At 66.4% G+C, this 24,891-nt stretch carries 20 protein-coding genes; 4 read left to right on the plus strand and 16 right to left on the minus strand.

What is annotated here, in order from left to right; translation table 11 throughout:
- Window positions 1-8: 8 nt before the first annotated feature.
- Together R9B84_RS33000 and R9B84_RS33005 are read right to left on the minus strand one after the other, a co-directional pair.
- Complete coding sequence (locus R9B84_RS33000; RefSeq protein ID WP_423761616.1) at window positions 9-974, minus strand: ABC transporter permease; 966 nt, start codon at window positions 972-974, stop codon at window positions 9-11.
- A gap of 70 nt (window positions 975-1,044) precedes the next feature.
- Window positions 1,045-2,082, minus strand: a complete 1,038-nt coding sequence (locus R9B84_RS33005; protein ID WP_423761617.1) for an ABC transporter substrate-binding protein — start codon at window positions 2,080-2,082, stop codon at window positions 1,045-1,047.
- Window positions 2,083-2,653: 571 nt separating this feature from the next.
- Here R9B84_RS33005 and R9B84_RS33010 point away from each other — a divergent pair.
- Both R9B84_RS33010 and R9B84_RS33015 read left to right on the plus strand, forming a co-directional pair.
- Window positions 2,654-3,805 carry a porin gene (locus tag R9B84_RS33010; RefSeq protein WP_423761618.1) on the plus strand — a complete coding sequence of 384 codons (1,152 nt, stop codon included), beginning with the start codon at window positions 2,654-2,656 and terminating at the stop codon, window positions 3,803-3,805.
- 278 nt (window positions 3,806-4,083) lie between these two features.
- Window positions 4,084-5,223, plus strand: a complete 1,140-nt coding sequence (locus tag R9B84_RS33015) for an acyltransferase family protein (RefSeq protein ID WP_423763531.1) — start codon at window positions 4,084-4,086, stop codon at window positions 5,221-5,223.
- Between the two features lie 154 nt (window positions 5,224-5,377).
- Here R9B84_RS33015 and R9B84_RS33020 read toward each other — a convergent pair whose 3' ends face one another.
- The 6 genes from R9B84_RS33020 to R9B84_RS33045 all read right to left on the minus strand — a co-directional run bounded on the left by R9B84_RS33020 (window position 5,378) and on the right by R9B84_RS33045 (window position 12,538).
- Window positions 5,378-6,133 (minus strand): hypothetical protein, encoded by a 756-nt coding sequence (locus tag R9B84_RS33020; RefSeq protein WP_423761619.1) that lies wholly within the window; start codon window positions 6,131-6,133, stop codon window positions 5,378-5,380.
- Between the two features lie 33 nt (window positions 6,134-6,166).
- Window positions 6,167-7,558, minus strand: coding sequence for an alkaline phosphatase (locus R9B84_RS33025; RefSeq protein ID WP_423761620.1), 1,392 nt, complete (start codon window positions 7,556-7,558; stop codon window positions 6,167-6,169).
- Between the two features lie 32 nt (window positions 7,559-7,590).
- A complete protein-coding gene (locus R9B84_RS33030; protein ID WP_423761621.1) occupies window positions 7,591-9,024 on the minus strand; it encodes an alkaline phosphatase in 1,434 nt (477 codons plus the stop codon).
- 154 nt (window positions 9,025-9,178) lie between these two features.
- On the minus strand, window positions 9,179-9,769 hold the full coding sequence (locus R9B84_RS33035; RefSeq protein WP_423761622.1) for a class I SAM-dependent methyltransferase: 591 nt from the start codon (window positions 9,767-9,769) through the stop codon (window positions 9,179-9,181).
- Between the two features lie 282 nt (window positions 9,770-10,051).
- Entirely contained in the window at window positions 10,052-11,773 is a 1,722-nt protein-coding gene (poxB, locus tag R9B84_RS33040) for a ubiquinone-dependent pyruvate dehydrogenase (protein ID WP_423761623.1), read from the minus strand.
- Between the two features lie 237 nt (window positions 11,774-12,010).
- Window positions 12,011-12,538: an Lrp/AsnC family transcriptional regulator gene (locus R9B84_RS33045; protein WP_047901851.1), complete on the minus strand. Its 528-nt coding sequence runs from the start codon at window positions 12,536-12,538 to the stop codon at window positions 12,011-12,013.
- A gap of 149 nt (window positions 12,539-12,687) precedes the next feature.
- Between R9B84_RS33045 and mdeB the strand changes: the two genes are divergently transcribed.
- Window positions 12,688-15,423: an alpha-ketoglutarate dehydrogenase gene (gene mdeB / locus R9B84_RS33050; protein WP_423761624.1), complete on the plus strand. Its 2,736-nt coding sequence runs from the start codon at window positions 12,688-12,690 to the stop codon at window positions 15,421-15,423.
- 122 nt (window positions 15,424-15,545) lie between these two features.
- On the opposite strand, the gene R9B84_RS33055 is transcribed toward mdeB, so the two are convergent.
- On the minus strand, window positions 15,546-16,046 hold the full coding sequence (locus R9B84_RS33055) for an Lrp/AsnC family transcriptional regulator (protein WP_423761625.1): 501 nt from the start codon (window positions 16,044-16,046) through the stop codon (window positions 15,546-15,548).
- Window positions 16,047-16,244: 198 nt separating this feature from the next.
- Between R9B84_RS33055 and R9B84_RS33060 the strand changes: the two genes are divergently transcribed.
- Entirely contained in the window at window positions 16,245-17,261 is a 1,017-nt protein-coding gene (locus tag R9B84_RS33060) for a 1-aminocyclopropane-1-carboxylate deaminase (protein WP_423761626.1), read from the plus strand.
- A gap of 81 nt (window positions 17,262-17,342) precedes the next feature.
- Here R9B84_RS33060 and R9B84_RS33065 read toward each other — a convergent pair whose 3' ends face one another.
- The 7 genes from R9B84_RS33065 to wecB all read right to left on the minus strand — a co-directional run bounded on the left by R9B84_RS33065 (window position 17,343) and on the right by wecB (window position 24,882).
- On the minus strand, window positions 17,343-18,005 hold the full coding sequence (locus R9B84_RS33065; RefSeq protein ID WP_423761627.1) for a heparin lyase I family protein: 663 nt from the start codon (window positions 18,003-18,005) through the stop codon (window positions 17,343-17,345).
- Between the two features lie 97 nt (window positions 18,006-18,102).
- A complete protein-coding gene (locus R9B84_RS33070) occupies window positions 18,103-18,867 on the minus strand; it encodes a WecB/TagA/CpsF family glycosyltransferase (RefSeq protein ID WP_423761628.1) in 765 nt (254 codons plus the stop codon).
- Window positions 18,864-19,880 (minus strand): glycosyltransferase, encoded by a 1,017-nt coding sequence (locus R9B84_RS33075; protein ID WP_423761629.1) that lies wholly within the window; start codon window positions 19,878-19,880, stop codon window positions 18,864-18,866. Before R9B84_RS33075 ends, R9B84_RS33070 begins: the two co-directional genes overlap by 4 nt.
- Window positions 19,877-21,097, minus strand: coding sequence for a hypothetical protein (locus R9B84_RS33080; RefSeq protein WP_423761630.1), 1,221 nt, complete (start codon window positions 21,095-21,097; stop codon window positions 19,877-19,879). The genes R9B84_RS33075 and R9B84_RS33080 overlap by 4 nt, the downstream gene beginning before the upstream one ends.
- Window positions 21,098-21,123: 26 nt before the next feature.
- Entirely contained in the window at window positions 21,124-22,410 is a 1,287-nt protein-coding gene (locus R9B84_RS33085; protein ID WP_423761631.1) for a hypothetical protein, read from the minus strand.
- A gap of 20 nt (window positions 22,411-22,430) precedes the next feature.
- Window positions 22,431-23,675, minus strand: a complete 1,245-nt coding sequence (gene wecC, locus R9B84_RS33090; protein WP_423761632.1) for a UDP-N-acetyl-D-mannosamine dehydrogenase — start codon at window positions 23,673-23,675, stop codon at window positions 22,431-22,433.
- Between the two features lie 28 nt (window positions 23,676-23,703).
- Complete coding sequence (gene wecB, locus R9B84_RS33095; RefSeq protein ID WP_423761633.1) at window positions 23,704-24,882, minus strand: non-hydrolyzing UDP-N-acetylglucosamine 2-epimerase; 1,179 nt, start codon at window positions 24,880-24,882, stop codon at window positions 23,704-23,706.
- Window positions 24,883-24,891 lie beyond the last annotated feature (9 nt).

Below are 24,891 nucleotides of genomic sequence, written 5' to 3' on the forward strand. Positions count from 1 at the left end.
CTCCGTTCCTATGCGCGCGACGATTGCGTCGCCTGATTCGAATCGACGCCCGTCGACTGCGCCTTGCGCGGCAGCCGGTACGGCACGCGCGACGCGCCCTTCTGCCGGCGCTGCTGCGCAAGCCGGCGGCGTGCACGCCGCTCCTGGCCGAAGCCCTGGCTGATCCGGTCGATCACGATCGCGAGGATCACGATCGCGAGGCCCGCCTGCGTGCCCTTGCCGACGTCGAGCGTCTGGATGCCCGCGAGCACGTCCTCGCCGAGCCCGCGCGAGCCGATCATCGATGCGATCACAACCATCGACAGCGCCATCATCGTCGTCTGGTTGATGCCGGCCATGATGCTCGGCCGTGCCAGCGGCAACTGCACGTTGACGAGCAGTTGCCAGCGCGTCGTGCCGAACGCGCGCGCGGCTTCCGTCACGTCCGGATCGACCTGGCGGATGCCGAGATCGGTCAGGCGAATCAGCGGCGGCAGCGCGTAGATGATCGTCGCGAGGATCGCGGGCACCTTGCCGAGGCCGAACAGCATCAGCACCGGGATCAGGTACACGAAGCTCGGCAGCGTCTGCATCACGTCGAGCACCGGCAGCAGCATCCGGCGCAGCCACGCGCTGCGCGACGCGAGGATGCCCAACGGCACGCCGAGCGCGACCGACAACACCGTCGCGACGAGCATCAGCGCGAGCGTCTGCATCAGCTTGTCCCACAGGCCGAAGCAGCCGATCGCATAGAGCAGCAGCATGAAGAGCACGCCGAGGCCGATGCGGCGCGTCGCATTCCACGCGATCGCGCCGACGACCAGCAGCACGAGCCACGGCGGCGCCACGCGCAGCGCGCCTTCGAGCGGCACGAGCAGGTAGCGCAGCAGCATCGTGCTGAAGTGATGGAAGCTGTCGCCGTATTGCGCGACGAAAGTCTCGAGCGCGCTGTTGACCCAGTCGGCGATCGACAGGTGCAGAAAGAAGCCATTCATGTTGAATCTCCGTCGCGCCGCAAAGGCGCGTGACGGCGGCGGCGGGCGCGGGCCTGCCGCCGCGCGCAGGTTACGCGCCCTTCAGGCTGCCGGCGATCTTCTGCGCGACGTCGGCCGGCACCCACTGCTTCCACATGTCCTGGCGAGTCTTCAGGAACTGCGTGGCCATCGCCGCACCGTCGATCTTCTTCGTCGTCATCTCGAGGATCGTCTGGTTCAGGAAGTCCATCGGGAAGCGCACCTTGCCGAACACGCCGACGAGATCGGGGTTCGCATCGGCGAACGGCTTCGACACGCCGACCGTCAGCCGCGACACCATGTACGACGATGCGCACTGGTGCGTGCTGCTCTCGTCGCGCAGCGTCTTCCAGCATGCTTCGTTATAGGCCGGCATCTTCAGCGCGGCGAACTTGTATTTCGCCATCAGCGCGGCCGGGCCCCAGTAATAGAACACGATCGGCGCGCCGCGCTGGTACGCGGACGCGATCGCCGCGTCGAGCGCCGCGCCCGTGCCCGGATGGAAGTTCGTATACGACTGGTCGAGCTTCAGCACGCGCAACAGGCGCGAGTTCACGCGCTCGCAGTCCCAGCCCGTCGGGCAGTTCAGGAAGCGGCCCTTGTCCGGTTCCTCCTCGTCGGCGAACACCTGCTTGTACTTCGGCAGATCGTCGATCGACGCGAGCCCCGGCGCGACCGGCTTGATGTTGCGCGCAGCATCGCCCTTCACCACGTATTCGGGCACGAACCAGCCTTCCGTCGTGCCGCCCGGCAGCGTGTCGCCGATCAGCTTCACGGCGCCCGACGCGACGGCCTTCGCGGTGATCTCGCTGCGGCCCGTCCACTGCTCGGCCCAGATCTGCAGGTCGTTGCGCGCGAGCGCCGTTTCCGTCGCGGCCGTGCTGCCCGGCACGACGTCCGTCTTGCAGCCGTAGCCCTTCTCCATGATCTGCCGCAGCACTTCGGTCGCGAACGACCCGCTCTCCCACGTGATGCCCGCGAAATGGACCGTCTTGCCGTCGGCGCACGCGCCGCCGGCCGCATGGGCCACGGGCGCGGACAGGATCGCCGCGGCGGCGAGAAGGACCGTTTTCAGTCGTCGAATCTGCATGGTGGGTCGTCTCCAAATCGAATCTGTTGTTTGTGCGTCGCGGCATGCGCGGCGACCGGCGAATCGTGAATCCCTCCACGTCCGGTCAGCCTGCATGTTTCAACCGCCAATTTGTTTAGGGAAACGAGTAATTCCGATCACTGCAATCGGCAGCGCCAATCGATCGTCGGGCGCCCCGTCAGGCCCGCCGGACGGGCCTCGCGGCCGATTTACCGAGGCCGTTGATGACCCGACGCGGGCTGCGTCGCGACCCCGTTCGGCGGCTGCCCGGCCGGCCCTGAACCATGGCTGCGCGCACGCCGTTCCGGCTGCCGAAACCGCTCGTCGCGCCCCCATTGGCGATCCCGATCCCATCCATCGAAATTACTCGCTTTCGATTCCGTTTCGGCTTCGGAAGAATGCGCGGTGTCAATCGGAGGAGACACGACCCGACACGGCCGGTCGCCGCGCCGCCGCGCTTTGCGCGTTTCCGGCGCCGCGCGTGCTGCGCCGGGTCGCCCCGGATGACGGGACGCGCCTCGCCGGACGCGCTCACGACAACCGATACAAGCTGAATACCCCGGAGATCTCAATGAAAAAGACCCTGACGGCGCTCGCCGTAACGACCGCCTTCGCGTCCCCCGCGTTCGCACAAAGCAGCGTCACGCTGTACGGCGTGATCGACGAAGGCCTGAACTACACGAACAACGTCGGCACCGGCCACGTCTACGAAATGGCAAGCGGCTACGCGCAAGGCAGCCGCTGGGGCCTGAAGGGCAGCGAGGATCTCGGCGGCGGCATGAAGGCGATCTTCCAGCTCGAGAACGGCTTCGACGTGAACAGCGGCCGGCTCAACCAGGGCGGCCGCATGTTCGGCCGCCAGGCATACGTCGGCCTGAGCCAGGCACAGTACGGCACGCTGACGTTCGGCCGCCAGTACGACTCGGTGGTCGACTATCTCGCGCCGACCACCGCGAACGGCAACTGGGGCGGCTACCTGCTCGCGCACCCGTTCGACAACGACAACACCGACAACTCGTTCCGCCTCGACAACACGGTGAAGTACGCGAGCCCGAACTTCGGCGGCTTCCAGTTCGGCGGCGCGTACAGCTTCAGCAACAGCACGAGCTTCTCGGACAACCGCGCATACAGCTTCGGCGCGCAATACCAGAACAACGGGCTGCTAATCGGCGCCGCATACCTGCAGGCGAACCATCCGGGCAACGGCTCGGCCGGCGCGATCACCGCGAACGACGCGAGCTACATCGCCGAGCGCATGCGCGTGTTCGGCGCGGGCATCAACTACACGTTCGGGCCCGCGACGGTCGGCTTCGCGTACACGAATTCGAACTACAAGAACCCGACCGGCAACGGCTACCTCGGCACGCCGGGCGCGATCATCGCGCCGGGGGCGACGGTCAGCGCGATCAAGTATCAGAACTTCGAGGTGAACGGTTCGTACCAGATCACGCCGGCGTTCATGGTCGGCGCGCAGTATGTGCTGTCGCTCGAGAAGTACGACGCGTCGACCGGCAACGCGAAGCCGAAGATCCACTCGGTCGGGCTGATGGCCGACTACAACCTGTCGAAGCGCACCGACGTGTACGTGCAGGCCGCGTACCAGCACATCGCCGGCGACAAGACCAACTCGATCCTCGACCAGGCATTCATCCCCGGCACCGACGCGCCGTCGTCGACGTCGAACCAGGTCGCCGTGCGGCTCGCGCTGCGCCACAAGTTCTGACGCAACCCGGTTCTCCGTTCTTCACGCGACACCCGCGCCGGTCTGCCGGGGTGTCTTTGCCCGCCCGCAAGCGCAAGCCTGCCGGCGGGGTTTTTCGTGGATGCGGCAGCGCGTGCCCGGCCCGCCCGAATCGATCGAAGCCGCTAGCCTGCCCCGTCAACCGTGACAGGTCGACAGTCCGCGATCCGCCGATACACTGTGTGCCGCCCCCTTCGAAGGAGTGTCACTTGAAGCATCGGCACCGCGTGCAGTTCGCCTGCACCGCCAGCCCGGCCGCAATGAGCACCGGCCCGCGCAGTGCGCGAATCGACCTGCTGCGCGGCGTGTCGATCCTGCTCGTCCTGCTGCATCACTTCAACATCGCGTATCCGCTGCGCGACACGGCGCTCGCGCGCGTGCTCGGCTGGGATACCGTCCATGCGATCGTGCGCAACGGCAACTATGGCGTGACGATGTTCTTCGCGATCTCGGGCTACCTGATCACGTCGAATGCGCGCCGCCGCCGGGGCAGCCTCGGCGCGCTCGACGTGCGCGCGTTCTACGTGTCGCGCGTTGCGCGCATCGTCCCGTGCCTGCTCCTGCTGCTCGCGCTCGTCAACGGCCTCGCGGCGGCCGGCGTGCCGATCTTCACGAACCATGCGCCGCAGGGCATCGCCGTGTCGTTCTGGCTCGTGAATCTCGCGTCGCTCACGTTCTGGATGAACGTGCTGATCGGCACGTACGGATGGATCAACTATGCGCTCGGCGTGCTGTGGTCGCTGTCGGTCGAGGAGGTGTTCTACCTGTCGTTTCCGCTGCTGTGCATCGCCTTGCGCCGCGACTCGCGACTGTTCGCGTTCTGGCTGCTGATTGCCGCGATCGGCCCCGTGTACCGCTTCGCGCATCCGGGTGACGAAGGCGGGTTCCTCTACGCGTACTTCGCGTGTTTCGACGGCATCGCCATCGGCTGCTGCACAGCGTTGCTCGCCGAACGCGCGCGCTGGCAGGTGCTCGCGGCAGCGCCGGTGCAATGGCTCGCCTCAGCGGCGATGACTGCGCTCTATCTCGCGTGGCCGATCGCGGAAAGCCATGTGATCGGGGTATCCGCGATGGCGCTCGGCACCGGCGTGCTGCTGATCGGTGCGCATGCCGAACGCGAACGCACGCACGGCCGCGTGCTCGCGCCGCTGCGCTGGAGCGGCCGGCTCAGCTACGAGCTGTATCTGTTCCACCTGATCGTGCTCGGCGCACTGCGCACATTCTGGCCGCCGTCTGCCACGCATGGTGACGGCAAGCTGGCGTTGCTCGTCGCGTATCTGGTGCTGTCGGCCGGCTTGAGCGCGGTCATCGCGCGCGGCTATGCGACGCCGCTCGACCGCTTCATCAAACGAATCGCGTCGCGGCCCGCCGCGCGCGTGCCGGACGGCGCGCGCTTCTAGCGCGTCGTCGGCAATCCCTGCCGGGCGGCGGCGGGACAGAAAAAAACCGGCCAGGGCCCGGCCGTATCGCACGACGATACCGGCCGGCCTGACCGCAAGCCCCGCTTACGAAACGTCGATCGACCGCGCGACCGCGTCATCGGTCGCGCATCGGTCAATCCAGGTAGTCCGCGTATTCCTTGTGCGCATAGCCGGCGAGCGCCTGCCACGGCAACGGCTCACGCCGCGCGTCCGGTGCCTGCGTCAGCGTCAGCTTGCGCACGACGCGGCCGTCGGCGCTCCGGTATTCGACCGACAGCGGCGCCTGCAGCCGTTCGCTCCACAGGATCCGGTTCACGCCGCGCGCACCGGGCGACTCGACCGCCTGCTCGTACCAGCGGGTGCCGCGCGCATCACCGGGCTTCGCCACTCCGAGCCGCTTCAGTTGCGACGGCGGCGTGACGTAGTACGCGTTGTCCCACGAGCCGTCGAAGCCCGTGGTTTCGTACTCGGCCGGCGGCACGCTGACGACCGTCCGGTTCGCCGCGTCCACATACTCGATGCGCGCCGTCTTGCCGTCGTAGGTGACGTGTCGCGCCGCTGCCTGAAAGTTGAAATGCTTGTGTCCGGCATGGGCGGCGGCCGGCTGCACACCGGTGCGCTGCTGATCCGGACGCACACGGCCAACGTCGTGGTCATGGTCGTGATCGTCGCCATGCCCGCCGCCCGCCGCTGCGACGGGCAGCACGCGCTCGACCCACACGTGCCCGTCGCGCCGAACCATCCGTTCGCGGTACATCGTCGTGCGCGTCACGCCGTCGGCCGTCACCGTGCGGCTTTCGTGCAGCAGCACGGCGTCGAGGTCCGCCGCCGCGAAGGCCGGGAGCGCGGCCAGCCCGCACGCGAGCGCGCAGAGGAAGTGGCGTTTCATCGGAGGTTTCCGTTCATCATGAAGTCACCGGCCTCAGAAACCGAACGCCGATCGCACGAGACCGAACACCTTCGTGTTGTCGATCGTGCCCTTGAACGCCTTCGCATCCGCACCGTCGGCAAACAGCATCACGTCGCCGCCGCCGTGCGTCTCCGAGCCCGCGCTGCCCATCCGCACGCCGACTTCCTGCAGGTACGCGTCGTTCATCGCCGTGGCCGAATCGACCGACGCGCGCACGTTCGGCCGGTTCGCGCCATTGCCGAACACCAACGTCGTATAGGTATTGCCGTCGGCATCCTTGCTCGGCTGGCCGTCGCGATAGTTGCGGCTGATGTCGAGAATCGGATTGCCGCGCTTCGAATAACCGTTGATCGTCATCGTGTGGTCGTGGTCGGCCGTCACAACGATCAGCGTATTCGACAGGTCGACCTTCGACAGCGCGACGCGGATCGCTTCGTCGAATGCCGCCGTATCCTCGAGCGCGCGCTTCGCGTTGGTGCCGTGCAGCGCGTGATCGATCCGGCCGCCTTCGACCATCAGGAAATAGCCGTTCGAGTTCTTCGACAGCACGTCGATCGCCTTCGACGTCATGTCCGCGAGGCTCGGCTGCGTCGGCCCTTCGCCCTTGCCCGCGACGCGATCCAGCTCGTATTCGAGATGGCTAGTCGAACTGAATAGACCGACCAGCTTGCCGTTGCCGGCCTGCGCGAGCTGGTCCTTCGTGGCCACGACCGTGTAGCCCTTCGTCTTCATCTCGTCGAGCAGGTTGCGCCCGTCCGCGCGCCCGCGCTTGTTCGCTACCGGATCGAACGGCGTCCAGTGATTGCGGCCGCCGCCCATCAGCACGTCGACGCCGTCGCCGAGCGCCGCGTTGTAGCCGGCACCGCCCGGCGCCGCCTGCGCGGCGATGTCGAACTGCGCATCGCGATGGCAGATGTGCGAATAGGTCGCGGCGGGTGTCGCATGCGTGAGCTCGGTCGTCGTGATCGCACCAACTGCCTTACCACGCGCCTTCGCCAGTTCCAGCAGCGTCGCGACCGGCTGGCCGTTGCCCGGCGCGCAGTTGTTGACGGTCTTGTTGCCGTTGACGTCGCTGCCCGGCGCGACCGCGCGCGTGTCGGACGACATCGACAGCACTTCGTTGTTCATCTTCACGCCGGTCATGTACGCGGCCATCGACGGTGCGCTGTCGGTGGTCTGCGCGTCGTTCGAGAAGGTCTTGACGCGCGCGGTGCGGGCCAGCTTCTCCATCGTCAGTTGCCCCGACTCGCCGACCTTGTAGATCCGGCTCGCCGTCACGGTCGTCGGCCCCATGCCGTCGCCGAGAAAGAAAATCACGTTCTTCGCCTGGCCGGCGGCGTGCGCCGGGCCGCATGCGAAACCCACGACGGCCAACGCCGCCGCGATGCACTTGATGGTCGACATCCTGTATTCCCCTGTACCCGTGTGGTCGGCGCTCAAAGCTGCACCGCGTTGCGCACCAGCTCGAAGACCTTGTTGTTCTCGATCACGCCGTGGAATGCATCCGCGCCGCGGCCGATCGCACCGAGGAACACATCCGTGCCGCCATGCGTCTCGCTGCCCTTGTCCGTCCGCACGACCGCTTCCTGGCGATAGTCGTCGGCGCCCGTCACCGCATCGGTGAGCGCGGTGCCCGCGCGGCTGCCCTGCACGCGGTTCTCGCCGTTGCCGAAGCCGATGATCGTGTACGGCGCGCCGTCCGCGTCCTTCGCGACCGCGCCCGTCTGGTAGCTGCGCAGCACGCCCAGCACGCCGGGCTTGCCCGCTTCGGTCTTGCCGGTGCGCGCCGCATAACCGTTCAGCACCAGCGTGTGATCGTGATCGGCGGTGACGACGATCAGCGTGTTCTTCAGGTCGGGATCGGTCTTGCGCACCTTGTCGAGCGTCGCCTTGATCGCGTTGTCGAACGCGACCGTGTCCTGCAGCGCGCGCTTCGCATTGGTGTCGTGCAGCGCGTGATCGATCCGGCCGCCCTCGACCATCAGGAAATAGCCGTTCGGGTTGTTCTGCAGTACGTCGAGCGCGCGCGTCGCCATGTCGGACAAGCTCGGTTCCTTCGTCGCGCCGCGATCGAGGTCGTAGCTCATGTGGCTCGACGAAAACAGGCCGACCAGCTTCCCGCTCTTCGTCGCATCGGCGGCCAGCAGGTCGTCGCGGTTCTGCGCGAACGCGTAGCCCTTCGCCTTCAGTTCGTTGACCAGGTTGCGGCCGTCGGTGCGCTTGCCGCCGCCGTCCTTCGGTACGAAGAATTGCGTGCCGCCGCCGAGCACCACGTCGACGCCGTCGCCGAGCGCGCCGTTGTAGCCCGCGCCGCCCGGCACGAGCTGGGCCGCGATGTCGTTCTCGGCATCGCGATGGCACACGTGCGCATACGTCGCGGCGGGCGTCGCGTGCGTGACGCGCGTGGTCGTCACGACACCGGTGGCCATCCCCTTCGCCTTCGCGATCTCGAGCAGCGTCGACACCGATTTGCCGTTGTTCGCGCCGCAGTTGCCGGTGAGGCCGGCGCTCGGCTCGATCGCCTTCGTGTCGGGCGACATCGAAATCACTTCGTTGTTGGTCTTGACGCCGGTCATGTACGCCGACATCGACGGCGCGCTGTCCGTCACCTGCGCATCGTTGGAATAGGTCTTCACGAAAGCGGATTCGGGCAGCGTGTCGAGCGTGAGCGCGCCGTCTTCACCGACCGCATAGATGCGCGCGGCCGTCAGCGTCGTCATCCCCATGCCGTCGCCGAGGAAAAAGATCACGTTGCGCGCCGCCGCCTGCACGGGTGCAGGCGTCGAGCTGGTCGGGCCGTCGTCGCTGTTGCATCCGGCAAGCGCAAAGGCGCCGGCACACAGCAGCGCCGCCATTTTGATTCGATTCATGTTGCCGGTTCCCCCCGGTGTTGATGCTTTCGAAATGAAAGGCGATGGTAGGAACCTGATGTGACGGCAATATGAATGGGAATTGGAAGGATCGGTATGACTTATGAAAGCAACCGGCGCGGCGCCGTGTCCGGGCGCCCTGCGCGCGGCCGCGTCAATCGGCGTGGTCGGCGGCGGTGCTGCGTACGGTCACGATGCGCGCAGGCGGAATATTTGCCCAGACGATACGGCTGCCGCAGGCAACAAATGCCGAATCGCCCAACGGATGACGGCGGGGCGAGCGCAAGTCGTACGTGAATTGGATCATCACGCCGTCGGCCGACAGCACGCGACGGCATTGATCGACGATGGCCGTCACGTCCTCGCGCGGCAGCGTGCGCAACGGCAGGCACGACACGATCGCATCGACCCGCGCGGCGGGCGGCAGCAGCCGTTCGAGCTGCCGCGCATCGCCCCACACGATCGACACATCCGGAAAGCGTCGCCGCAGGTGCTGCACGAACGCCGGCGATCGCTCGACCACGACGAGGCGCCGTGGCGCGACGCCGCGTTCGAGCAACGCCGCGGTGATCGCACCGGTGCCGCCGCCGAGTTCGACGACCAGCCCGCCGCCGTCCGGCACCGCGTCGGCCATCTCGCGCGCCAGATGCCGCGAACTCGGGCACAACGCCCCCACCGCGGCCGGGCGGCCGACCCACTCGCGCACGAACAGTGCCGAGACACGCCACGCGTTTGGCCAGATCATTGGCCGGCCTTGAGCGGTTGCGCCGTCGGCTTCGACGTGCCGATGACTTCATGGAACAGGGCTACGGCGACACGGGGCTCTTTCACGTGCATCCTCCTGGACGAATCGGTCCGTCGCAGGAAGAGCGACGATCAAATCGATTCTAGGAAATGCAATCTTAAGGCGACGTGAAGATTGTCCCTAATAGCCCGCGCCGCCGCATCCGTGAGTGCTCCGCCGACGGGAACGAAGCAGCGTAACCGATCGGGAACGACGGCACGCCGCGTCGCGCGCGGCACCGCCTCACCGCAGGTTGGTTCGCGCCAGCTCGACGATCTCGTCGCCACGCCCGCTCAAGATCGCGCGCAGCATGAACAGGCTGAAGCCCTTCGCATGCGCGAGCTCGATCTTCGGCGGCATCGCGAGTTCGTACTTCGACGTGACGACGTCGACCACCGCCGGCCCGTCGTGCGCGAACGCCGTGCGCAATGCCTGCTCGACGTTTTCCGAATGCTCGACGCGCACGCTGAAGATGCCCGCGCCCTTCGCGATCGCCGCGAAATCGGTCGGGCTCAGGTCGACGTTGGTATCGAGATAACCGGCCGCCTTCAGCTCCATCGACACGAAGCCGAGCAGGCTGTTGTTGTACACGACGATCTTGATCGGCAGGTTGAGCTGGCGCGCGCTCAGCAGATCGCCGAGCAGCATCGACAGCCCGCCGTCGCCGGACAGCGACACCACCTGCCGCCCCGGATGCGCGCCCTGCGCGCCGAGCGCCTGCGGCATCGCGTTCGCCATCGATCCGTGATTGAACGAGCCATGCAGTTGCCGCTTGCCGTTCATCGTCAGGTAGCGCGCGGCCCACAGCGTCGGCGTGCCGACGTCGGCCGTGAAGATCGCGTCGTCGGCCGCGACTTCGTCGACGATCTTCGTCAGGTATTGCGGATGGATCGCACGGCCCGGCGGCTCGGCCACCGCGAGATCGTCGAGCCCCTTGCGCGCGGCGGCGTAATGCTTCAGCGCATTCTCGAGGAAGCGCCGCTGCGTCTTGCGCGTCAGCCGCGGCAACAGCGCGGCGATCGTTTCCTTCACGGTGCCGACGAGGCCGAGCGCGAGCGGCGCGCGGTGGCCGAGCTGCGAGCCCTTCCAGTCGATCTGCGCGACCTTCGCGTTCGACGGATAGAACGGCCGGTACGGGAAATCCGTGCCGAGCATCAGCAGCGTGTCGCACGATTCCATCGCGTGATAGCCGGAGCTGAAGCCGATCAGCCCCGTCATCCCGACGTCGAACGGGTTATCCCATTCGACGAACTGCTTGCCGCGCAGCGCATGCACGACCGGCGCGCCGAGCGTATCGGCCAGCGCGACCACTTCGTCGTGCGCGCCCTGCGTGCCGCTGCCGCACAGCAGCGTGACCGCGTCGGACGCATCGAGCAATGCCGCGAGCCGGTCGAGATCGGCATCGGCCGGCAGGATCGACGGCGGCGCCGATTCGCTCCACGCCGGCGCCTCTTCCGGGCCGTCGCCGAGTGCGATGTCGCCCGGCAGCACGATCACCGCGACGCCGCGCTCCTCGATCGCAGTGCGCATCGCGCGCGCGAGCACGCGCGGGAACTGCGACGCATTGGTCACGAGCTCCGCGAAGTGGCTGCACTCGCGGAACAGTTCCTGCGGATGGGTTTCCTGGAAGTAGCCGAGCCCGATTTCGGTCGACGGGATGTGCGCGGCGATCGCGAGCACTGGCTGGTGATTGCGGTGGCAGTCGTACAGCCCGTTGATCAGGTGCAGGTTGCCGGGGCCGCAACTGCCTGCGCACACCGCGAGCCGCCCGGTCGACGCGGCATCCGCGCCGGCTGCGAACGCGGCGCTTTCCTCGTGCCGCGTGTGCATCCAGCGAATCGACCCGATCTGGGCCAGGCTGAACGACAGCCCGTTCAGGCTGTCGCCCGTCACGCCCCAGATACGCTCGACGCCCGCTGCCGCGAGCGTCTTCGCCAGGTATTCCGCCATCGTCTGTCTAGCCATGATGCCCTCACTCGTCGATTGATCGAGACATGCATGAACCGGCCGTACGTTCGCAGCCGGCACCGATCGGACGAGCATACGCGATTGATTCGCGCCGCGTCGCGACGACGCAGGCGGGCTGACTGCCGTACGAGACGCAGGCACGCGACCGGTTCGATCCGTCGCCGCGCAGCGCGGCGGGTGTCATCGTTTCGTCACCGTCGCGTCGGCGAACGGACCGGCTGGCAGGCGCCGCGCTCAGCTCCAGTCCGACGCCGACTCGTCCGGATCGACGAGCGTCAGCCCCGCCGCCGGCAGCGGCAACGCGGTCTTGTAGCGCACCTGCTTCAGCGCGAAGCTCGAGCGGATGTTCGACACACCCGGAATCGTTGTGAGCCGCTCGATGATGAAGCGCTCGAGCGTGCGCATGTCGGGCATCACGACGCGCAGCAGGTAGTCGGCATCGCCCGACATCAAATAGCACTCCATCACCTCGGGCCGCTGCGAGATCGCCTCCTCGAAACGCTGCAGCGCGTCCTCGACCTGCTTCTCGAGGCTGACCTGGATGAACACGTTGATCCGCAGCCCGAGCGGCTCGGGATCGAGCAGCGTGACCTGCTGCCGGAACAGCCCGAGCTTCTCCAGCGCACGCACGCGGTTGAAGCACGGCGTCGTCGACAGGTTCACCGCGCGCGCCAGTTCCGCGTTCGTGATCCGCGCGTTCTGCTGAAGCTGGTTCAGGATGCCGATGTCGATGCGGTCGAGCCGCTTGGGGGAGGTGCTCATGGTCTGAATATTCCTTTGCTCGCGACGATTCCGGAATATTTACACTATCCGGCGGCAAATTCCCAATGAAATCAGACGCATATTCTGGGGATCGGCGCGTAGCATGAGTCCCATTGATGCGTGCCGCCGCCGGCGCGCGGGAGACTCTCATGACGGATCTGTCGAACGGTATCGAACACGCGCAGCGCGCGGCCCTCGCGCGCGTCGATGCGGACCCGGAAGAAACCGCCGAATGGCTCGAGGCGCTCGACGCGGTGGTCGCGCACGTCGGCCGCGACCGCGCGCAATACCTGTTCGACCGGCTCGCCGAGCATGCGCGCGCGACCGGCCTCGCGTCGCCGCGCACACCCGTCACGCGCTACCTGAACACGATTCCGCTCACCGAGCAGCCGCCGTATCCGGGCGACCTCGACCTGGAGGAACGGCTGTCCGCCGCGTTGCGCTGGAACGCGCTCGCGATGGTCGTGCGCGCGAACCGCGCGTACGGCGAACTCGGCGGCCACATCGCGAGCTATGCATCGGCGTCCGACCTGTTCGAAACCGGCTTCAACCACTTCTTCCGCGCGGCGTCGCCCGCGACCGGCGACGCACCCGGCACGGCCGGCGGCGATCTCGTGTACTTCCAGCCGCATTCGTCGCCGGGCGTCTATGCGCGCGCGTATCTCGAAGGCTTCCTCACCGAGGACCACCTGAAGCATTACCGCCGCGAAATCGCCGGCCCGGGCCTGTGCTCGTATCCGCATCCGTGGCTGATGCCCGATTTCTGGCAGTTCCCGACCGGCTCGATGGGCATCGGCCCGATCAACGCGATCTACCAGGCGCGCTTCATGCGCTACCTGCAGCATCGCGGCCTCGCGAACACCGCGGGCCGCACCGTGTGGGGCTTCTTCGGCGACGGCGAGATGGACGAACCCGAATCGCTCGGCGCGCTGTCGCTCGCCGCACGCGAGGGGCTCGACAACCTCGTGTTCGTGATCAACTGCAACCTGCAGCGGCTCGACGGCCCGGTACGCGGCAACGGCCGCGTGATCGACGAACTCGAAGCGCAGTTCGCGGGCGCCGGCTGGAACACGATCAAGGTGCTGTGGGGGTCCGACTGGGATCCGCTGTTCGCGCGCGACCACGCCGGCGCACTCGCGCGCGCGTTCGCCAATACGGTCGACGGGCAGTTCCAGACCTTCTCCGCGAACGACGGCGCATACAACCGCGCGCGCTTTTTCAGCCAGGACCCTGCGCTCGAAGCGCTCGCCGCGCAACTCACCGATGCGGAGATCGACCGCCTGCGCCGCGGCGGCCACGACGCGCGCAAGCTGCACGCCGCGTATGCGAGCGCGCTCGCGCACCGCGGCCAGCCGACCGTGATCCTCGCGAAGACGATGAAGGGGTACGGGATGGGCACGGCCGGCCAGGGCCGGATGACGACCCATCAGCAGAAGAAGCTCGACGTCGACGATCTGAAGGCGTTCCGCGACCGCTTCCGGTTGCCGCTGTCGGACAGCGACGTCGAACAGTTGAAGTTTTACAAGCCAGCGGAAGACAGCCCGGAAATGCGTTACCTGCATGCCCGCCGGGCTGCCCTGGGAGGCTATCTGCCCAGAAGGCGGATAGCGGCATCGAAGGGGCTGACCGTCCCTTCGATGCCGGCCTGGGGAGCATTCGCGCTGGACGCGGCCGGCCGCGAGATGTCGACGACGATGGCGCTCGTGCGCATGCTCGCCGCGTTGATCAAGGATCGCGACCTCGGCTCGCGCGTCGTGCCGATCGTGGCCGACGAAGCGCGCACGTTCGGCATGGCCAGCCTGTTCCGGCAGGTCGGCATCTACTCGCCGCTCGGCCAGCGCTACGAGCCGGAAGACCTCGGCTCGATGCTCTACTACCGCGAGGACACGCGCGGCCAGATCCTCGAGGAAGGCATTTCGGAAGCGGGCGCGATCTCGTCGTGGATCGCCGCCGCGACGTCGTACAGCGTGCACGACCTGCCGATGCTGCCGTTCTACATCTACTACTCGATGTTCGGCTTCCAGCGCATCGGCGACCTGATCTGGGCCGCCGCCGACCAGCGCTCGCGCGGTTTCCTGATCGGTGCGACGTCCGGGCGCACGACGCTCGGCGGCGAGGGGTTGCAGCACCAGGACGGCAGCAGCCACCTCGCCGCGTCGACGATCCCGAACTGCCGCGCGTACGATCCGGCGTTCGCATACGAAGTCGCGACGATCGTCGATGCGGGCATGCGCGAGATGGTCGAGCAGCAGCGCGACGTGTTCTATTACGTGACCGTCATGAACGAGAACTATGCGCAGCCGTCGATGCCCGACGACGATCCGGCCGCGCGGCGCGAAGGCATCCTGAAGGGCATGCACCGGCTGCCGTCCGGTTCGAACGCGACGGCACGCGTGCAATTGCTCGGCTCGGGCGCGATCCTCGGCGAAGTGCTCGCCGCGCAGCGGATGCTGAAGGACGACTGGGGAATCGATGCGGCCGTGTGGAGCGTCACGAGCTTCACCGAACTGCAACGTGACGGGATGGAAGCCGAGCGGCGCACGCGACTGGGTGACGATGCCGACGCAACGCCGTACGTGACCGCCGCGCTCGCCGCAACGCGCGGGCCCGTGATCGCCGCGACCGACTATGTGCGCGCTGTGCCGGAACTGATCCGTGCGTACCTGCCACGCCGCTACGTGACGCTGGGCACCGACGGGTTCGGCCGCAGCGACACGCGCGATGCGCTGCGTGCGTTCTTCGAGGTCGACCGCGCGAGCATCGTGCTCGCGGCGCTGAAGGCGCTGGCCGATGATGGCGAGCTCGATGCATCGATCGTACGCACCGCGCGCGAACGGCTCGGCAAGACTGTGCCGCAGCCCGGCACGGCGCCTTGGCAGCGCTAGGCACGCAAGTCATTTCCGCCACGATGCGCTGCCCTGTCAGGCAGCGCCACCAACACGCACCGTTTCCGCCGACGCGCCGCTGACGCAGCGCGCCCGGCCGGCCACTCGCCACGCACGCTCCGCTACACCGGCAACGCGTGCGTCGACAGAATTTCCTTGAGCACCATGAACGACCGCACCTGCCGAACGCCAGGCAGGTAGAGCAGTTGTTCAGCATGCAGCCGGTTGAAGCTCTCGTTGTCGCGTGTGCGCACCAGCATGAAATAGTCGAACTCGCCGGTCACGACGTGGCATTCGACACATCCCGACACCTTCTGCGCGGCCTTCTCGAACGCAGCGAACGCCTCCGGCGTCGAGCGGTCAAGCACGAAGCCGATCACGACGAGCATGCCGGCCCCGAGCGGCTTCGGGTCGAGCAGCGCGACGATCCCGCGAATCATCCCCATCTCCTTGAGCCGCTCGACGCGCCGCAGGCACGCCGGCGCGCTCAGCTTCACCTTCGCGGCGAGGCTCACGTTCGAGATCGACGCGTCCTGTTGAAGCTGCCTGAGGATCGCGCGATCGATGCGATCGAGCGCGGGCGCGGCATCGGGTGCCATCATCGATCGGCTGCCTAATTTCATTGCGTCTTCCTCCGTTTCAAAGAACTTGTATTGCGCCAATGGCGCTTTCCACTTCATCAACGTAGGCCGACGATATTTATTTCGCAAGCTCATTTCTCGCGTGCTTGCCTATCATTTTTCCATCGGGAGACGGCGTGCCGGCTCTTCCCGAGCGCACCGATGCCTGCGCCAACCCCGCCTTTCCGGAGACAAGAGTCGATGAACCTGCAACGCTTCCCCCGTTATCCGCTGACGTTCGGCCCCACGCCCATCCAGCCGCTCAAGCGCCTGAGCGCGCACCTCGGCGGCAAGGTCGAGTTGTATGCGAAGCGCGAGGACTGCAACAGCGGCCTCGCGTTCGGCGGCAACAAGACGCGCAAGCTCGAATACCTCATCCCCGATGCGCTCGCGCAGGGCGCGGACACGCTCGTGTCGATCGGCGGCGTCCAGTCGAACCAGACGCGTCAGGTCGCGGCCGTTGCCGCGCATCTCGGGATGAAATGCGTGCTCGTGCAGGAGCACTGGGTCAACTATGAAGACCCCGTGTACGACCGCGTCGGCAACATCCAGCTGTCGCGCATGATGGGCGCCGACGTGCGGCTCGTGGCCGACGGTTTCGACATCGGCATCCGCCGTAGCTGGGAAGAAGCGATGGAGAGCGTGCGGCAGGCGGGCGGCAAGCCGTATCCGGTTCCGGCCGGCTGCTCCGAGCATCCGCTCGGCGGGCTCGGCTTCGTCGGCTTCGCCGAGGAAGTGCGGCAGCAGGAGGCCGAGCTCGGTTTCAAGTTCGACTACATCGTCGTGTGCTCGGTGACGGGCAGCACGCAGGCCGGCATGGTCGTCGGCTTCGCGGCCGATGGGCGCGCGGATCGCGTGATCGGGATCGACGCGTCGGCGAAGCCGGAGCAGACGCGCGAACAGATCACGCGGATCGCGCGGCATACGGCCGAACTGGTCGAACTCGGGCGCACGATTACCGATGCGGACGTCGTGCTCGACAAGCGCTACGCGGGCCCCGAATACGGGCTGCCGAACGACGGCACGCTCGAAGCGATTCGGCTTTGCGCGCGGCTCGAAGGCGTGCTGACCGATCCCGTCTATGAAGGGAAATCGATGCACGGGATGATCGACAAGGTGCGCAAGGGGGAATTCGAGCCCGGGTCGAAGGTGCTGTATGCGCACCTGGGCGGCGTGCCGGCGTTGAGCGCTTACGCGGAGATTTTCCGGCAGGGGTGATGCGGGCCGGGTGGAGGTGCGGCGCGCACCGGCGTCACGCCTCCGTCGAACCGGCACGGCATCCGCCCGGTTCGGCTCCGCTCATCGGGCCGTCTCGCCCAGTGCCTTCATCTCGATGTCGCCGTAATACATCGTTCGCTCGGTCACATCGGACGGGCGGGTCTTCCACCACCATTTGTAGAGGCCGAGCTTGAAGTAAGCGTCGCGATCGTTCGGATACGCGTTCGGTACGCCCGTAACATGCACGACGCGTTCGCCGTTCCGGAAAACATCGGTCAGCGCGTCGACGCCTTGATCGTCCGGTCGATACCGCAGCACCCACCAGACCCGTTTCCCGCGATCCGCCGACGGGTCGCCGAACGCAATGGATCGGCTCGGCATGCCCGGCGCGCCGCGCACATCGACTTCGTACTTCCCATTATTCAGCAGCAACGCAAACGGCGGTGATCCGTCGCTGCCGCCTTGATGCAACTGTGCAATGAGTTCCGGCTGTCTGGAATCGAACCGGTAGCCGGCGGGAATGACCGTCGACCAACGCACCTCGTAGTCGCGACCGTTGACGAAGCGAAACACCGGCGAGAAGCTGATCTCGGAACGTGGCGTGCCGCTCGCCACGCTGCTGAAGTCCTGCGAGCGGTTCATCGTCACCCTCAACAGCGTGCCGTCAATACCGGAAACTTCGCCGGTGGTGATGTTCTGCACCACCGGCTCCTGCAAACGAAGCCGCGAATCGATGCCGCGCACCCAGTCCGACCGATAAACGCGCGCATCGTCATGCTTGCCGCCGTCCGGGCCCGCATGGCAACCCGATGCGACGAGCACGCATACGGCAACGAAGAATCTACCGCGCATTCCGCTCTCCGTTTCGCCGAAACAACCGCGACACATACGCGCGCGTCAGCATCACCAGGAAGCGGCTGTTGGTCGACAGATAGCGTTTCCACATCCGCCCCGGCTCCTGGATCACGCGAAACGCCCACTCCAGCCCACTGCGCTGCATCCACAGCGGCGCCCGCCTCACTTTCCCCGCCACCACGTCGAACGCCCCGCCCACGCCCATCACGAAATCGACGCCCAACTGCGATTTCCAGCGATTGATGAAGTTTTCCTTGCGCGGCGACGTGATCGCGACGAACAGCAGCCGCGCGCCCGACCGACGAATGTCGTCCACGATCGCATGTTCGTCGTCCCAGAAATAGCCGTGGTGATATCCGGCGACCGGCAGCCGCGGATAGCGTGCCGCCGTCAACTCGACGACCCGCTCGACGACCTCCGGCGTCGCGCCGAGCAGATAGACCGGCAACCCTTTCGCTTCGGCCAGCGCCAGCAGCCGATCGAACAGATCCACGCCCGCGACGCGCTCCGGCACCGGGATGCCGAGCAGCCGCGCGCCCCAGACGACGCCCATGCCGTCGACGTTGACGATGTCGCATTCGCGGACCGACGCGGCGAGTTCCGCATCGCGCTGCAGGTTGACGATCTTTGCGACGTTGACGACGACGTGCTGCGTGAATTGCCGTTTCTCGACTCTCGCGCCGATCCAGTCGACCGTCTCGTTCATCGACATCAGATGGATCGGGCATGAAAAGATTTCAGCGCGGTTCATTGCAAGGCCTCGCCATCGTTTTTTTTGACATCCGGACTATCGTCGGCAAATCGCGACGGCCGGTGCAGCAACGCGTACAGTTCCTTCAACTTCGCCGACACATCGGCGGAGAAGCAACCGAGCGCAGCAAGCTTCTCGCGCCCGTTGGATCGCGCGCCGGCCTTCAACACGTCGGCAAGCCCGTTCGTGAGACGGCCCGCGTCGTGGTCGAACACCACCATGCCCGGCGACACGCCGTCGAGCAGTTGCCGCACGTTGCCGACATCGACCGATACGACCGGCAGATCGAGCGCCATCGCTTCCTTGACCGATTGCGGCGACCCTTCCCGGGTCGACGTCATCAGCAGGCACGCGGCACGCGCCAGCAGGTCGCGCACCTCGCCGCGATCGAGACCGTCGATATGCCGCTCCTGCACCCGGATGCCGTGCTGTTCCGCAAGCTGCCGCAGTACCAGCGAAAACAGCGGATAGTTTTTCTCCGGACGCTTCGGCGACGACGGGAAGACAACGATCGGCACGGCTGATTTCATGAGCGCATCGTCGCGATCCGCAGCGAAGACCGCCTCATCGACAGCGCACGGAATCGTCACGCAGCGGCGGCGCAGCCGGACCAGACGCGATGAAATTTCCGCACTCACGCCGATGCACGCATGCGCGAAGCAGGCCATCGATTTCGACACCGCGCGCATCCAGAGCGGACCCAGGATATCCGTGCCGTGGAACGTGATGACAACCCGCGCTTTCGTGAACAGCCGGACCAGCGGTGCGGAACACGCGCTCAGGCCGAAGTGGTAATGCACGACGTCGTACCGGCCCGCACGAGCGGCCTTCCAGACCTGCCCGATCGAGCGCAGGTATTCACGCTTGTCGCGATACCCCTCGACGACGAGCACATCGACCGTGCAGCCGCCGGAACGCCGCAGCGCCTCGACCTGCTCGGTCACGAACACGCCTTGCCAGGGGCTCGCGCGGTTGCTGCCGAGATACATGTTCGTAACGACGAGAATTTTCATGAGCGAACCTCCACCGCCCCGCCGCGATGCGCCGGGCCGACGCGCGGCCGCCCCCACGAGAATGCATACATCGCCAGCAGCGCGGAAAATACGTAAGACGGCGACACAAATGCCATCGAGAAGATGTTGTCGAAGCAGAATGCGCCGACGATATAGAACCAGACGGCCGGCTTGCGCCGCCCTTGTCCGTACCCCAGCACGAACACCAGCCACGCGAGCGCGCCGAACGCGCCCATCTCGACGAACAGGTGCGGGTAGAACGTGTCGGTGGTCTTCAACAGCCCGCCGAGCCCGTACCAGTCGAAGTGATAGAGCTGATAGAGCGGCGACGAGAACTTCACCGATGCCGGGCCGCCGAAGCTGCCCAGCCCTTCGCCGAGCAGATTGCCGTTGCGGATCGACTCGAACATCACGCGATAGGATTCGGCCCGCGCCGAATTGCCCGCGACGACGTAGAACAGGATCTTCGCCATGCCGACCTTCAACAGCGAATCCAGCACGCCCACCGACATCAGCACGAGCATCATGCTCGCGATGCCGGCAGCAGCCAGCCACGCGCGCACATCCCTGACGTTCCTCACGAACGGATAGAGCGCCAGTACCGCGAACAGCTTGAACGAGAAGCCGAGCAACGCGAAGAACAGAAACCCCCACGACGCGATCGCCGCGCGACGGCCGGACCAGTACCAGCGGCACAGCAGAAACGCGCAGAGATTGATAAAGCTGAACTCCGAAAAGAACCCCATCCACCCCTGCGCACGCAGGAACAATCCCGAATCGATCCGCACCGGCATGAACAGCGGCAACCCGATCGCATACGACACGTAGAAATACAGCTGGAACAAGTCGTTGCTCACGACCACGCCGATGAACGTCCTGACCAGCACGTCGAGCCGGTCGCGGTACGGGAAGATTGCCACCGTGATCGCGACCGGAAAGAGGAAGCGGACGAGTTCCTCGATCCCGGCATGGACGTTGAACGACAACAGCATCCCGATGAAGAGCGAAACGGCGATGGGGAGCACGACGACGGCCAGTCGGTGAAAGCGCGGACGCAGCAGGATCGCCGCGAACACGAGGCCGAACGCGCTCATCTTTACGATCTGCGAACGCTCGTCGTCGAGCGTGAGCAGCGTATCGCTGACGCAGAAGACGAAGTAAGCGAGCGCCAGCAGTCCGGCGCCCAGGTCGGCTACGCTCGATCGACGATGCGGCACGATCGCCGGAAATCGGGCGACCGCATTCATGGACGCGCTCCTGCCGCCGCCGGCATCGCTTGCATATCGGCAACGTCCAACGCCCTGATCGATTCCGCATAGGTCGCGCATACCCGCCGTGCATGCAGCACGACGATCGTGTTCCGGATCAGCGTCACGGCCACTGCGGACACCAGCATGCAGAAGAATCCGGTTTCGCCGCCGATGGCGACGCAACCACCGAACAGCACAACGAACAGCGCCGACGTGCCGATGTTGATCCGCGCGGTCGCCGCGCTCTGCTCGAACGCCATCATCACGTTGCTGCCGACGACGCCAAGCACGCCGGCCGCGCACTGGATCGACAGCAGCACACCGCCCGCGAGCACCGTGTACACGCCGTTTCCGTCGAGCCCGTAGCGGTAGGTCAGCCCCCCCACCATCGCCACGTTCACGACAAGCACGACCAGATTCGACAGGTCGATATCGCGCCGCATCGCGCCCAGTGTCGCGTCGAGCGGTGCCTTGTCCTTCTTCCGCTTCACGAGGTCCGGCAACTGCGCGATCGAAATGGCGCGCGGCAGCAGGTTGCCGATCGCGGTCACCGAAGAAAACAACGACAGCATCCCCGCGAACGACGCGCCGCACATCGCCTTCGCCGCCGGTACGGTCACCAGCGCGATGCCGCCGGACAGGAAATTGGTCAGCCCGAACTGCAGCCCCGTCACGTCGATGCGCATCGAGAACGTGCGACGATCGGGCGTGCCGATCGCGGCGAACATCGCGGCCGCCACCACGACCAGCACAACGGCCAGGCACAGCGACGCGGAATAGCCATAGCGCGCGCCGACCCACAGCATCACGCACGAGCCCGCGATCAGCAGGCAGTCGAACGCGATCGTGATCCGGTAGCGGCGGTACGACACGAAGAAATGTCGCGCGAGCTGATACACGGTCCAGCCCCACATCAGCGCGACCACGCCGCCAAGATCGAACGCGGCGAGGCCGGTAGCGGACACCAGCACGCATGCGACCGTGGCGGCCACGGCGGTCCATCCCGCCATCGACACCAGCGTGTAGAACACGCCACGCGCCGCCTGCTTCCCGTCGGTCGCCGGTACGCGTACCAGGATCAGCGTCGCCCAGCCGATCGCCGTGAAGAAGCCGATGATCTGTGCGATCGACAGGTTGGACGCCGCATGCCCGAGCTCGTCCAGCGAATAGATTCGCTGGACGAGCCAGAATGTCAGCACGCAATAGAGGCCGGGCGCGCCGGTACAGACTAGCGCCTCGACACGGCCCAGCAGCTTTTTGGCGTCGGCATACCTCCGCATGACTTTCGCGCGCCCGTCCGTTACCCGCGCGCCAGCACGCCGCGCGTGTCGATCACGACCTTGGTCTGCAGCCGCACCGGGTCCATGCGCCGGAACGGTGCGTGATCGACGAGAATCACGATCACGTCGGCTTCGGCCAGCGCCGTGTTCAGATCGCACAGTCGGGTCTTTGCTTCCAGCGATGCCGGCAACGCGACGATGTTGGGTTCGACGACCAGCAGCGCCGCGCAGGCGCTCTCTGCCAGCGCTTCGACGATCTCCATCGCCGGGCTCTCGCGCAGATCGTCGATATCCGCCTTGAACGCAAGCCCGAGACACGCGATCACCGGCTCGCGGAACCGGCTCGCCGCCTGCCGCACGCGCTCGTAGACGAAATGCGGCTTGTCGTCGTTCACGTTGCGCGCGGTGCGGATCAAACGCGCGTGCTCCGGCGCGGAATCGACGATGAACCACGGATCGACCGCGATGCAATGGCCACCCACGCCCGGCCCCGGCTGCAGCACGCTGACGCGCGGATGACGGTTCGCCAGCCGAATCAGTTCCCATACGTTGATGCCCAGCTGGTCGCAAATCACCGACAACTCGTTCGCGAACGCGATGTTCACGTCGCGAAACGCGTTCTCGGTCAGCTTGCACATTTCGGCAGTGCGCGCATCGGTCAGGATGCACTCGCCGCGCACGAACACCTCGTACAGCTCCTGCGCACGCGTGCCGCATTTGCGCGTCATTCCGCCGATCACGCGGTCGTTCTCCACGAGTTCGCGCACGACATGACCCGGCAGCACGCGCTCGGGGCAATGCGCGATACGGATGTCCGAGCGCTCGCCGGCCTGTTGAGGAAAGCTCAGGTCCGGGCGTTGCGCCGCGAGCCACTCGGCAATTTTTTCGGTCGCGCCGACCGGCGAAGTCGACTCCAGCACCACCAGGTCGCCCTTTTTCAGCACCGGCGCGATCGACCGGCATGCGGCCTCGATATAGGTCAGGTCCGGCTTGTTGCCATCGGCAAACGGTGTCGGCACCGCGATCAGGAACGCATCGGCCGGCTCGGGCGTTGCCGTCGCGCGCAGGTAGCCTTGCGTCACGGCGGCATGTACGAGCATGTCCAGTTCGGGTTCGACGATATGGATCTCGCCGCGATTGATCGTGTCGACCGCATGCTGCGACACGTCGACGCCGATCACGCTTTTACGGCGCGCGGCAAAGGCCGCCGCGGTGGGCAGGCCGATGTAGCCCAGCCCGATGACGGAAACGGTTTCGAATGACATGAATGAGGTTCTCCAGACGTCGGGGGATTCAGCAGGGCGAGCCGGCCAGGTATGTCGGCCCCTGCGTCAAGATCGGCGGCGAGACCAGTAGATCCGCAATCCGCTCGCTCGCGCGGCCGTCGCCATACGGGTTGTGCGCGCGACTCATCGCGCGATAGGCGCGGCCGTCTTCCCACAGCTCGACCACCGCGCCGACCAGCCGCTCGACTTCGGTGCCGACCAGCCGCACCGTGCCGGCCGCGACGGCTTCCGGCCGCTCGGTGGTGTCGCGCATCACGAGCACCGGCTTGCCGAGCGACGGTGCCTCTTCCTGGATTCCGCCGGAATCGGTCAGGATCAGCCACGCGCGGCTCATCAGATAGACGAACGGCAAGTACTCCTGCGGCTCGATCAGCACGACGTTACCGATGTCGCCGAGCAGCCGCGTGACGGGTTCGCGCACGTTCGGATTCAGGTGCATCGGGTAGACGATGCGGCACTCCGGATAGCGCTTCGCGATGGTCGCGATCGCTTCGCACATCTGCTCGAACCCGCGGCCGAAGTTCTCGCGGCGATGGCCGGTCACGAGGATCATGCGCCGCTCGTCGTCGACGAACGGAAACCGCGCGCGCATCTGCTGCACCAGCGCTCGGTCGTGCTCGAGACGCTTGGTGATCGTCAGCAATGCGTCGATCACGGTGTTGCCGGTCACGTGCACGCGGTCGGCTTCGACGCCTTCGGCCAGCAGGTTGGCCCGTGAGGTTTCGGTGGGCGCGAAGTGATGCAGCGCGAGCGCGCCCGTCACCTTCCGGTTCGCCTCTTCCGGCCACGGCGAATACAGGTTGCCGGTGCGCAGCCCGGCTTCCACGTGACCGACCGGAATGCGCCGGTAGTACGCCGCGAGCGTCGCGCCGAGCGTCGTGGTCGTATCGCCGTGCACGAGCACGAGATCGGGCCGGAACGATTCCAGCACCGGGTCGAGCGCATTGAGGATGTGCCCGGTCAGGCTGCCGAGCGTCTGCCCGGCGCGCATCAGGTCGAGATCGAAATCCGGCACGATGCCGAACAGGTCGAGCACCTGGTCGAGCATCTGGCGATGCTGGGCCGTCACGCAGACGCCGCAGTGCACGCCTTCGCGGGCCCGCAACGCGTGGACGAGCGGCGCCATCTTGATGGCTTCCGGGCGGGTGCCGAACGTAACGAGGATGTTTTCGTGGTGATGGGTCATCGGAATCTC

The sequence above is a fragment of the Burkholderia sp. NLJ2 genome (genome assembly GCF_049487195.1).
GTDB classification, from domain to species: Bacteria; Pseudomonadota; Gammaproteobacteria; order Burkholderiales; family Burkholderiaceae; genus Burkholderia; species Burkholderia pyrrocinia.